Below are 11917 nucleotides of genomic sequence, written 5' to 3' on the forward strand. Positions count from 1 at the left end.
CGATCCGGGCGAGAAAGGCATCGACCAATGTCACGGGGGACAAGGCGCGCGAGAGAATGAGGCGCTGGGCCTCGTCGATGGTCAGGCTATGCAGGTCGGCTGTCACACGATCGCTCCGGTCCAGACTTGTCGCGCGGGCGAAGCCGCTTCAAAACGCGGCAATTGTTCGGACAACTGCGCGATCCATAGCCACCCCGCCCTTGCAACCACCGTGGCAGAACGCCCCGGCGGCGGCGATACCTGACTGGTGCAAGCGACATGCCTGCCGTGCGCGGCCGCAGGCACAGCACATGCTAGATGCCTCCTAGGCGAGGCGGCACGGAGACGAACCCGACGATGACAGCCAACAGTGTGCCGATCGAGACCGAGCCGACCTACGCCGCCATGCGCAGCCGCAAACTGCGCCTGCTGATCCCGCTGATCGTGGCGTTTGCCTTCCTGATGGAGCAGTTGGACTCGACCATCGTCACCACTGCGATCCCGGATATTGCCCGTACGCTGCAAGTCGCCCCGCTATCCCTGAACCTGGCGATCACCTCCTACGTGCTCAGCCTCGCCGTCTTCATGCCCGTCAGCGGCTGGATCGCCGACCGGTATGGGGCACGCCGGGTGTTTGCCGCAGCCCTGGTGATCTTCACCGTAGCATCCGCACTGTGCGGCCTGTCGAACTCCCTGCCGGAACTGGTCATGACGCGCGTGTTCCAGGGCTTCGGCGGGGCGATGATGACGCCAGTCGGCCGGCTGGTGCTGATCCGCGCCTTCCCGCGCAACCAACTGGTCACCGCGATGACGTACATGACCATCCCAGCCGTGATCGGCCCGACGATCGGGCCGATACTGGGCGGGTTTCTGACCACCTACGCCAGTTGGCGCTGGGTGTTCTACGTCAACGTGCCGGTGGGCATCGTCGGCGTGTTTCTGGCGCTGCGTTTCGTCGAGGACGTGCGGCTGGAGGCGCCACCGAAATTCGACGTGACCGGCTTTCTGTTATGCGGCGGCGGCCTGGGCCTGCTGCAATTCGGGCTGGAGAACGTCGGCCACGCCATCGTACCACGTCCGCTGGCGATCGGGCTGACGGCGCTCGGCATCGCGCTACTATGCGCCTACGTTCCGCATGCCCGGCGCCGGACGGACGCGGCACTGGATCTGAGCCTGTTCAAGATCCGCAGCTTCCGGGTAAGCACGATGGCCGGCGGGCTGAGCCGTATGGGCGTCAATGCCGTGCCATTCATGCTGCCGCTGATGTTCCAGATCGGCTTCGGCCTGTCGCCGGTGCAGTCCGGCTCGCTGACCTTCGTGGCCAGCATTGGCGGCCTGGCCGTGCGGCCGATTTCGGGCAAGTTGATGCGGCAATTCGGCTATCGCGGCCTGCTGTCGGTGAACGGGGTGATTTGCGCCGCGATGACGGCCTCGTTTGCCCTGGTGCAACCCAGCACGCCGCATTGGATCGTGTTCCTGATGGTGCTGTTGTTCGGGGTGCTGCGCAGCACCCAGTTTATGACCACGAATACGCTGACCTACGCCGACATGCCGGCCGCCAAGCTCAGCCGCAGCACCAGCCTGGGCGGGGTCATCCAGCAATTGACCGTATCGTTCGGCGTATCGACCGCGGCGGCCTTGTTGGGGGTGATCGCCGGGCCGGGCCGGCTCCCGGATGTGGCGGATTTCCACCTGGCTTTCGTGCTGGTGGCGCTGATCACCCTGGTCTCCGCCCCCGGCTTTTTGCAGCTGAAGGCGGAGGACGGAGCGGCGGCGAGCGGCCACAAGCAGAAGGCAGCCTAGACGCCGCCACCCCGGCACCTAGACGAGCGTCGGGGCCAGGGCCTTCGCCACTGCCAGCAATTGGCGGTCGGTGAAGCGGGGGCTGGTGAGCGTGACGCCCACCGGCATCCCATGCGGACCAATGAAGCCCGGCAGGTTGACGCAGGGCACGTGCAGCAGCGTCCACATGCGGTTGAACACGGCATCCCCCGCGGTATTGCCCTCGGGCGCGATCCCCGGCGCGCTCGGCGTCAGCACCGCGTCATACCCGGCGGCAATGCGATCGAACTCGATCCGGCACAACGCAGCCTGGTCATACGCGTCCAGCAGATTCCGCCGCGAGTAGCCGTCGCGGTTTTCCACGCGGGAGTGGAAATCGTCATGCAGGAGATGCGGCACGCCGCGGGCGAGGTTGAGGAAGGCGGCCCGCCCCTCCGCATGCATCACCACCCGCTGCATCTCGCCCAGCGGCGCGAAGCTGGCGGGCAGTTCCAACTCCGTCACCTCAGCTCCGGCGCGACGGAACGCCTCGGCCGCATGGGCCATGGCTTCCGGCGTGCCCTCGGTCGCGCTGTCCCAGAACGGTGACCGGCACAGCGCGATGCGGGCGCCTTTCGCAGTGACGGGCTTGGGCGCGGCATCGTCGTGGATGGCGTACACGTCGCACAGCATGTCCAGATCATCGACCGAGCGGGCATACAGCCCCAGCGTATCCAGGGTGAGCGAGTAGATCTTGATCCCCTCCCGGCTAACCACGCCCCAGGTCGGCTTCAGCGCGAACGCCCCGCAAAACGACGCCGGGCGGATGGTGGAGCCCCCGGTCTGGGTCCCCAGCGCCAACGGCACCTGGCAATCCCCGACCGCCGCCGCCGACCCGGCGGACGACCCACCCGACGTGCGCGTCACATCGAACGGGTTTCGCGTCCCCGCCGGCCGCCCGGCCGCGGCGAACTCGGTCGTATCCGTCTTGCCCAGGATGACGGCCCCGGCCGACCGCAGGATCGACACCACCGACGCATCCAGGCTCGGCCGGTTGCCGGTGTAGATCGGCGAGTTATGGGTGGTCGGCATATCCGCGGTATCGATCATGTCCTTGATCCCGACGGGAATGCCGTGCAGTGCACTCCGCGCCGGCTGCTTATCCGCCTCCCGCGCCTGTCGCATGGCGGCCTCCGCATCGACATACACCCACGCGCGCACCGCCGGATCCCGCTCCGCAATCCGATCCAGACAGGCCCGAACCAACGTTTCGGACGTGAGCGAGCGATCGCGCAGCTTGGCGGAGGCCTGGCTAGCAGTCAGCCGGTCGGGGGTGAGGGCGTCGGACATGGGGCACTCCGTTGCTAGGCGTTTGTCCGGACAAAGCAACGGGTGTGCCAGGCGTGCAAATTACGGGCGGCTGCTCGCCTCCGCTTCCATTCGAGCCCGTAGGAGTCGGTTGATCTCCACCTGATACCGTTCATGCCGGGTGCGAAGCCAATCGAGCACATCAGCATCGACACGGATGCTGATACGCCTTTCATACGTCCAATTGCGCCTGTAGGGCGAAAGGAAGCTCGCCACTGGGCTTCTTCTTCATTGATCGGCCCCCCTCAAGCATCGCTAAATTGCAGCCGAGCCAACCGCGCATACACCCCATCCCCTCGGATCAGCGACTCATGCGTCCCCGTCGCAACGATCCGCCCCGCCTCCACCACCACGATCCGGTCCGCCTTGCGTACCGTCGCCAACCGATGCGCGATCACGATCGTCGTCCGGTCACGCGACAGAGTCGCCAGTGCTTCCTGCACCGCCCGCTCGGACTCCGCGTCCAGCGCGCTCGTCGCCTCGTCCAGCAACAACACCGGCGGGTCGCGCAAAATCGCGCGGGCAATGGCAATGCGCTGGCGCTGGCCGCCGGACAACCGCACGCCCTTCTCGCCCAAGAATGTGTCGAACCCCTGCGGCAATGCATCCAGGAAATCTGCATGTGCCGCATGCGCCGCGGCGCGGATCTCCGCCGCGGTCGCGTCGGGGCGGCCGTAGCGGATGTTCTCCATCGCACTGGTGCTGAAGATCACCGGGTCCTGCGGCACTAGGCCCAATTGGCCGCGCAGATCACCCGGCGCCACGCTGCGAACATCCACGCCATCCAACCGGATCACGCCGCTTTCCGGATCGTAGAAGCGCAACAGCAATTGCAGCACCGTCGTCTTGCCGGCGCCAGACGGGCCGACCAGCGCCACGGTTTCGCCCGGCGCCACGTCCAGCGTGAAATCCACCAGCGCCGAGGTCTCCGGCCGCGCCGGGTAGCGGAAGCTGACGGTGTCGAACGTCACCCGGCCCGCAACCCGCGCCGGCAACAGCGCCGGGCGGGCAGGGGCGGTGATGGTGGGGCGTTCGTTCAGCAACTCGCGCAGCCGATCGGCAGCCCCGCCGGCGCGTTGCAACTCGCCCCAAACCTCGCTCATCTGCGCGCCGGAACTCGCCAGCAGCACGGCGTAGAACATGAAGGCGGACAGGTCCCCCGAACTCATGCTGCCCGTGATGACGTCACGCCCGCCAACCCACAACGCGAACACGATGGCGCCGAAGCCCAGCAGGATGACGCTGAACAGCAGCATCGCCCGGGTGCGAATACGGCGCAACGCGGTCGCGACGGAGCGTTCGGCATCCGCCGCGAAACGGCTGCGATCCACCGGCTCGTGCGTGAAGGCCTGGACGGTGCGCAGGGCGTTGATGGTTTCCTCGGCATAGGCGCCCAAATCGGCCACCCGGTCCTGCGCCACGCGGGACAACCGACGCTCCCGCCGGCCGAACAGCACCAAGGGGCCGACCACGAACGGGATCACCAGCACGATCAACCCGGCGAGTTTCGGGCTGGTCACCAACAGCATCCCGAACGCGCCCAGCATCAGGATGGCCGATCGCAGCCACAGGGATATCGCCGAGCCGATCAGTGCCTGAAGCACAGAAATATCACTGGTCAACCGCGTGAGCGTGTCGCCAGTGCGGGCTGTTTCGAAGAAGGCGGGGGAGAGGGAGATCACGCGCTCGAACAACTCCCGCCGCAGATCGGCCGCGACCCGCTCGCCCAGCCACGAAATGAGGTAGAACCGAATGAAGGTGGCAATCGCAAGCCCGGCGACGACCCCTACCATGACCAGCGCCGCACTGTTCAGCCGCGCCTCGCTGCCTGCACTGAAGCCGCCATCGATCAGCCGCCGCACGCCCTGGCCCAGCGCCAGGATCAGACCGGAGGACGCGAGCAGCGCCGCCGTCGCCCCCACGACCCGGCCGCGATACGGCCGCATGTAGGGCAGCATCAGCGACAACGCGCCCAGCCGGGCGGAAAGCTGCTTCAGCGTAATCCGGGTCGGGGTGGCCTGGTTATCCGACACCGAAAACCGCGAGAAGTGCGGCGCAGGCCGGCATCAGCGGCAGCATCAGCCAAGGGGCCCAAGCCAGCGTACCTCTCATGAACTGCTTCATAGGCTTCATGCCGTCCTCCATCTCAGGATCACCGCCGGCAGATATAATAGACCGACCGCTCTATCTATCATTGGAAAGACAACGCCCGTCAAGGTTGTTAGAGCGAACACTCTGATATGCTAAATGATCAGGTCGGCGACAGCAGCCGCCCGATCATCGTCCGCAGCACCTCCAGGGCGCCGGGCAAGTTCAGGCTGGGGTCGCGGATGGTCAGCGTCTTGGCGCCATCCATCACGCTCAACAGGACGGCTGCCGTCAGTTCGGCATCGATCGAAGGATCCACCTGGCCGCGGGACTGCGCCTCCCGCAGGAAATTGGTCAGCATGGTTCGCAGCACCAGGGTGTTGCGGGTGACGATCTGTGCAACCGCCGGGTTCCGCATCGCCTCGCTCAGCATCTCCAGCATGATGCATTGCCAGTTGCGCTCCTCCCCCGGCTTGGCGCGACCGATCTCGGCCAGCAGGGCGGCAACCGGGTTGGAGCTTTCGGCCATCTCGTGGAACCGGACCGACGCATACTCCAGCCCCGTCTGCGTCATCGCGCCGATGATCGCCTCTTTGCTGGCGAAGTAGTGATACAGATGCCCGGGGCTGATCCCGGCCTCTGCGCAGATCTCCGAAATGCTGGCACCGCGGAACCCGTCCCGCACGAAGCACCGCTCGGCCGCCCGCAGGATGTCGCGGCGCTTCTCTTCGTGCTTGGCAGGGTCGACTTTGCGCATCCCGGTTTGTAAACCAGAACGCTCGTTCTATCAATGGTGACGGACGGCCGCAGCCGCCTGCCACCGTATGAATCTCAGGTCTTCTCGACATTCCAGAAGATCGGGAAGGGGCTCTGAATGATCCCCTTCACGTTGGACCGCCAGGCCGTGTTGCTCAGGAAGAACCCGGTGGGGATGTAGGTCACCACTTCCATCGAGGCCTTGTTCGTCGCATCCATCGCCGCCTGCTGCGCCTTCTCGTCCGGCGCATCGTACCAGGTGGCGATGTCGGCCTGCACCTCGTCCGATTTCGGCCAGCCGAACCAGGCCGTGTCGCCGCCTGCATCCAATGCCGAGTAGCCCGCCGGGTTGATGGTGGTCGCCCCCGGGCTCCAGGTGAAGAAGATGTTCCAGCCGCCCTTGTCCGGCGCTGCCTTGCTGGCCCGCCGCGCACCCTGCGTGCCCCAGTCGACCGCCTGGTAATCCACCTTCATGCCCAATCGTTGCAGCATGTCGGCGGCCACGTCGCCCTGCGCCTTGGTGATCGGCACATCCGCCGCCACCAGCATCACCACCGGGCGGCCATCATACCCGGCCTCCTTCAGCAGCTTCTTCGCCTCGTCGTAGCGGCGCGGGCCCTTCAGCGGTTCACCACCCATCTCGGTGTAGGTCGGTGTGCCCGGCGTGAAGAAGCTCGGCATGGTCTTCCACAACGTCGTATCGTCGCCCACCACGGCGCGCATGTTGTCCTCCTGGCTCAGCACCATTTGCACGGCGCGGCGAATGCGCACGTCGTTGAACGGTGGGTGCAGGAAGTTCATGCGGAACACGCCGACATTGCCGAACGGGTCGGCGATGTCGACATGGATGTCCTTGTTGCGCTTCATCAGCGGCACCACGTCGGCGACCGGCTGCTCCCACCAATCGATCTCGCCGCTCTGGATCGCCGCGGTGGCGGTGCCGGAATCGGGCATGGTGATCCATTCCACCCGGTCCAACAGCATGGTCTTGGCGCCCGCCAGCCAGTCGGACTTCTCCTGCCGGGGCTGGTAGGCGGCAAACCGCTCGAACACCGCCTTGGACCCGACCAGCCACTCGTCCCGCTTGAACGACATCGGGCCGGAGCCGATGTATTCCGGCACGATCTTGAACGGGTCCAGGCTGGCGATCCGCTCCGGCATGATGACGGGCACATTCGTGCCGTTCTTGCCCAGAGCGAACAGCATCAGTGGAAACGGCTTTTTCAGCCGGATGCGGAAATTGCGGTCATCAACCGTCTCGATCGCGTCCATCTGTGAGGCCAGGCGCTGGCCCAGCGTGTCGCGCACCATCCAGCGCTTCAGGCTCGCTACGCAATCCCGCGCCAGCACGGGCGTGTTGTCGTGAAATTTCAGCCCGGTGCGCAGACGGAAGGTCCAGGTCTTGTGATCGTCCGAAAGCTCGTGGCCCTCGGCCATCTGCGGCTGGGCTTCCACCTTGCTGTCGGTGCCGTACAGCATGTCGTACACCAGCAGGCTGGCGTTGCGCACGACCAACTGGGTCCCGACGATCGGGTCCATGTTCGGCAGATCCGCCTGCGGGACGAACCGCAGGGTCTTGGATGCCGCCGCGAGGGACAGGGTGGGTGCCGCCAATGATGTCGCGGCGAACGCACCCGCCGCCTTCATCAGGTCCCGACGCTTCATACTCAACTCCTAATGCTCGCCCCGCGGCGCTGCGGGGCTGCACCAGGCAGGCATGTTTCGTGCCAATCAGGCACCGGGGATCACCGCCCCCTTGAACGTGTCCAGCACCCATTGCTTCAGCGCCGGGTCGGCATAGCCGCTGGCCAGCGTGGTGATGGAGGATTTTCCTTCGTCGCCCGCCCGCGCCACCACCAGGCAACAATAGGCGCTATCGCCCTTCTCCACCGCCAGACTGTCATGCAGCGGGTCCAGCCCGGCGGGCACCGCGTAATTGCCCGTAATCGCCGCCGCATCCACGTCGTCCAACGAGCGCGCGATCTGCGCCGCGTCCAACTCCACGATGCGGAATTTCTTCGGGTTCTCCACGATATCGGCCACCGACGCCCGCACATCCGCACCCGGCGTCAGCCTGAAGAACCCGGCATCCTGCAACAGCAGCAGCGCCCGGCCGCCATTGGTCGGGTCGTTCGGGATGGCGACGCGCGCGCCCACCGGCAGGTCGGCGACGTGCTTAACCTTCTTGCTGAACACCGCCATCGCCGTCAGCACCGTCCGCCCGGCCACGGCGAACTTGTAGCCACGATCGCGCTGCTGCTGCTCCAGGAACGGACGGTGCTGATACACATTCACATCGATGTCGCCACCGGCCAGCGCCGCGTTCGGCTGAATGAAGTCGCCGAACTCGATGATCTTGATCACCAACCCCTTCGGCGCCAGCACACCCTGCACCCGCTCCAGCACCTGGGCATGCACGCCGGACGTTACGCCCACGCGCAGCGGATGGGCAGCGGTGCCGGCATCCGCAGGCATCCCGGCGGCGAAGGCGGCGCGCGCCAGCAACGGGGTGGCGAGCGAGGACAGCACCAAAGTGCGGCGAGTGAACAGCATCGAAATCTCCGTCAACGGCGGGTCAGGCGGCGAACCAGCAGGTCGCCTAAACTCTGCAGAAGCTGAACGACAACGATCAGCAGCACCACCACCGTGGCCATCACGGCAGGCATGAAGCGCTGATAGCCGAACCGGATGCCCAGATCGCCCAGCCCGCCGCCACCAACCGCCCCGGCCATGGCGGAATACCCGACCAGTGAGACCAGCGTGACGGTGATCGCGGCCACCAAACCCGGCGCTGCCTCCCGCAACAACACGCGTGTGACGATCTGCAGCCGGGTCGCCCCCATCGCCTGCGCCGCCTCCACCAATCCGGGATCGACCTCGCGCAACGCCGTCTCGAACAGCCGCGCGATGAAGGCGGTGGCGGCGATCGCCAGCGGCACCGTGGCGGCCAGCGTGCCGATCGAGGTGCCGGCGACCACCCGGGTGAACGGCACGATCGCCACCATCAAGATGATGAACGGCACCGACCGCACCGCATTGATCAGCCCGCCCAGCGCCAGATTGACCAGCCGGTTGGGCGACAACTGCCCGGCGCCGGTAACGTGCAGCACCAGCGCCAGCGGCAAGCCCAGCACCACCGCGACCAGGGCCGACAAGCCCACCATCTGCGCCGTTTCGACAGCGGCATCCAGCAGCAGGTCCTGCATGGTGGGGGTCAGCCAGGTCATGAGTGCACCGTCACGTCCAGGCCCAGCCCCTGCATCCAGGCCATGCCGGCATCGATCTGCGCCGGCTCGCCATACGCCGCCACCGCCATCAGCCCGAACGGCTCGCCGCCGATCTCGTCGATCCGGCCGGACATGATGTTCAGGTCCAACCGGAAACGGCGCGACACCTCGCTGATGACGGCGCGGGTCGAATTGGGGCCGGCGAACAAGATGCGCAACACGCGGCATTCCTCGTGGTCGGCCGGCGGGGGCAGGCGGCCGGCGGCGCCGGGGGGAACGTCGTCGCCGATCACCTCGGCCACGAAACGCCGGGCGATGGCGCTGCGGGGCCGGGTGAACACGTCGAACACCGCGCCGGTTTCCACCAGGCGCCCCCGGTCCAGGATCGCCACCCTGTCGCATAGCGTTTTCACCACGGCCATTTCATGGGTGATCAGCAGCACCGTCAGCGACAAGCGGTCCCGCAACCCGCGGATCAGGTCCAGGATTTCGCCCGTGGTTTCGGGGTCCAGCGCGCTGGTCGCCTCGTCGCACAGCAGCACCGAGGGGCGACTGGCCAGGGCGCGGGCGATCCCGACGCGCTGCTTCTGCCCACCGGAGAGCTGGCGCGGATACGCCTCCGCCTTGTCCGTCAGCCCGACCAGGCCCAGCAACTCCCGCACCCGCTCGCGCTGCTGCGTTCGTCCAGTCCCGGCAATCGCCAGCGGAAAGGCGATGTTGGCCGCGACCGTCAGGCTGCTGAGCAAGTTGAAGTGCTGGAACACCATGCCGATGCCGCGCCGGGCGGTGCGCAAGGCCGCCGGGTCCAGTGCCAGCATGTCCTGCCCGGCCACGTCCACCCGCCCGGCATCCGGCCGCTCCAACAGATTGACGCAGCGCAACAGGGTGGATTTGCCGGCGCCAGAGCGGCCGACGATGCCGAAGATCTCGCCAGGCTGCACCGCGATGGACACATCGTCCAGGACCGGCGCGTGGCGACCATAGGATTTCCGGATGCCGTCCAGGCGGACGAGCGGGGGCGGTGCTGCGATCGGGACCTCCATCGCGCCTTGGTTTCGGTGTGGTATGGAGCCGGGCTTTTATGGCGGTTCGCCCCCGAAAGCGAGCCTGCGTATGCCGCCTCACCACCCCTTCCTGTCGGATTTGTCATCATGGCGGCAGTCGCACAAAAGCGGAGCACCTTTATATCTCTCGATGTTTATGATAATCATTCGCATTCGTTGAGGGGTCCGTATGCTCATTCCGTTCCTGATCATGCTCCGCGAGGGGATCGAGGCCGCGCTGATGGTCGGCATCATCGCGTCCTACCTGGGGCAGACCGGGCGCGCGAACATGCTGCCGATGGTATGGGCGGGCGTGCTGCTGGCCAGCGTGCTGTGCCTGGCCCTGGGCATCGGGCTGGACCTGGCGAGCGCCGAATTCCCCCAGGCGCAGCAGGAATTGTTCGAGGCCGTGGTCGGCGTCATCGCCGTGGTCGTGCTCACCTCGATGGTGTTCTGGATGCGCAAGGCCGCCCGGTCGATCAAGGCGCAATTGCATGATTCGGTCGATGCGGCGCTGAAGCCTGGCGGCTCCGGCTTCGGCCTGGTGGTCATGGTCTTCCTGGCCGTGGGGCGCGAAGGCCTCGAATCGGTATTCTTCTTGCTGGCGACTTTCCAGCAGGATGTGGGCCTCGCCGTGCCCGCGGGCGCGATCCTGGGCCTGCTGGGCGCCGTCGCCATCGGCTTCGCCATCTATAAGGGCGGCGTCAAGCTGAACCTGCGCGTGTTCTTCCGCTGGACCGGCGTGGTCATCGTGTTCGTGGCCGCCGGACTGCTGGCCACCGCCGTGCGCTCCTTCCACGAGGCCGGGCTGTGGGACGGGCTGCAGGCTCCCGCCTTCGACCTCAGCAACATCCTGCCGAACGACAGCATCACCGGCACGCTGCTCGCCGGGCTGCTCGGCTACAACGACACCCCGGCGGTCGGCGAAGTGCTCGCCTACCTCATCTACCTGCTGCCCGCCCTTGTCCTGTTCATGCTGCCGCCGCGCCGGCCGGCCATGCGCAGCGCTGCCTAACTTCACTCCCAACCCGAGAACCCAACTCCCATGAGCACGCCCACCCTGCGCCGATCGCTGTATCTCCTCGCCGCAACGGCGCTGTGCGGTGTGCAAGCCGCCCGCGCCGCCGACGCACCCGCCCCGATCGACGTCACCGTCACCGACAAGGGCTGCATGCCCGCCACGCTGACGGCCCCACCCGGCAAATCCGTCTTCCGCGTCAAGAACCAGAGCCACCGCGCCCTGGAGTGGGAGATCCTGAAGGGCGTCACCGTCGTGGCCGAACGGGAGAACATCGTCCCCGGTTTCTCCCAAACCCTGTCCGCCACGCTGGAGCCCGGCGACTACAAGATGACCTGCGGCCTGCTGAGCAACCCCCAGGGCGTGCTGACTGTATCCGCCGGCACCCACACCGCCGCCGCCACCCCGGCCGAACTCGCCGCCCCGGTCGCCGCCTACAAGACCTACGTCATCGGCGAGACGGACGCGCTGGTGAAGGACACCGCCGCCTTCGTCACCGCCGTGAAGGCTGGCAACCTCGCCGACGCCCAGAAGCTGTACGCCCCAGCCCGCGTGCACTACGAACGGATCGAGCCGATTGCCGAGTTGTTCAACGACCTCGACACCTCGATGGACGCCCGCGCGGACGATTTCGAGAAGAAGGAACAGGACCCGACCTGGACCGGCTTCCATCGCAT

11 protein-coding genes are annotated in these 11917 nt (G+C 66.6%); 3 read left to right on the forward strand and 8 right to left on the reverse strand.

The window, feature by feature from the left end; all coding sequences use genetic code 11:
• Positions 1–336: 336 nt before the first annotated feature.
• A complete protein-coding gene (locus tag GSQ76_RS11925) occupies positions 337–1782 on the forward strand; it encodes a DHA2 family efflux MFS transporter permease subunit (RefSeq protein ID WP_158744138.1) in 1446 nt (481 codons plus the stop codon).
• A gap of 18 nt (positions 1783–1800) precedes the next feature.
• Here the strand turns inward: GSQ76_RS11925 and GSQ76_RS11930 are convergent, their stop codons facing one another.
• The 8 genes from GSQ76_RS11930 to GSQ76_RS11965 form a co-directional block, all read right to left on the reverse strand.
• The gene (locus tag GSQ76_RS11930) at positions 1801–3090 is read right to left on the reverse strand and encodes an amidase (protein ID WP_158744139.1); all 1290 of its coding nucleotides are present in this window, start codon (positions 3088–3090) and stop codon (positions 1801–1803) included.
• Between the two features lie 60 nt (positions 3091–3150).
• Positions 3151–3324 carry a BrnA antitoxin family protein gene (locus GSQ76_RS32625; protein WP_158744140.1) on the reverse strand — a complete coding sequence of 58 codons (174 nt, stop codon included), beginning with the start codon at positions 3322–3324 and terminating at the stop codon, positions 3151–3153.
• Between the two features lie 29 nt (positions 3325–3353).
• Positions 3354–5141, reverse strand: coding sequence for an ABC transporter transmembrane domain-containing protein (locus tag GSQ76_RS11940; protein WP_254070370.1), 1788 nt, complete (start codon positions 5139–5141; stop codon positions 3354–3356).
• Positions 5142–5359: 218 nt separating this feature from the next.
• Entirely contained in the window at positions 5360–5953 is a 594-nt protein-coding gene (locus GSQ76_RS11945; RefSeq protein WP_158744141.1) for a TetR/AcrR family transcriptional regulator, read from the reverse strand.
• Between the two features lie 74 nt (positions 5954–6027).
• A complete protein-coding gene (locus GSQ76_RS11950) occupies positions 6028–7617 on the reverse strand; it encodes an ABC transporter substrate-binding protein (RefSeq protein ID WP_158744142.1) in 1590 nt (529 codons plus the stop codon).
• A 66-nt stretch (positions 7618–7683) separates the two neighbouring features.
• Entirely contained in the window at positions 7684–8505 is an 822-nt protein-coding gene (locus GSQ76_RS11955) for a MetQ/NlpA family ABC transporter substrate-binding protein (protein WP_158744143.1), read from the reverse strand.
• 11 nt (positions 8506–8516) lie between these two features.
• Positions 8517–9179 (reverse strand): methionine ABC transporter permease, encoded by a 663-nt coding sequence (locus tag GSQ76_RS11960; RefSeq protein ID WP_216851017.1) that lies wholly within the window; start codon positions 9177–9179, stop codon positions 8517–8519.
• Complete coding sequence (locus tag GSQ76_RS11965; RefSeq protein ID WP_158744144.1) at positions 9176–10222, reverse strand: methionine ABC transporter ATP-binding protein; 1047 nt, start codon at positions 10220–10222, stop codon at positions 9176–9178. The genes GSQ76_RS11960 and GSQ76_RS11965 overlap by 4 nt, the downstream gene beginning before the upstream one ends.
• A 190-nt stretch (positions 10223–10412) precedes the next feature.
• Here GSQ76_RS11965 and efeU point away from each other — a divergent pair, with 190 nt between their 5' ends.
• Together efeU and GSQ76_RS11975 are read left to right on the forward strand one after the other, a co-directional pair.
• Positions 10413–11237 carry an iron uptake transporter permease EfeU gene (gene efeU, locus GSQ76_RS11970; protein ID WP_158744145.1) on the forward strand — a complete coding sequence of 275 codons (825 nt, stop codon included), beginning with the start codon at positions 10413–10415 and terminating at the stop codon, positions 11235–11237.
• Between the two features lie 30 nt (positions 11238–11267).
• Positions 11268–11917, forward strand: a 650-nt coding sequence (locus tag GSQ76_RS11975; protein WP_174247332.1) for a cupredoxin domain-containing protein, incomplete at its 3' end; no start/stop codon positions are given.

The organism is Acidisphaera sp. L21 (assembly GCF_009765685.1).
Classification (GTDB): domain Bacteria; phylum Pseudomonadota; class Alphaproteobacteria; order Acetobacterales; family Acetobacteraceae; genus LMUY01.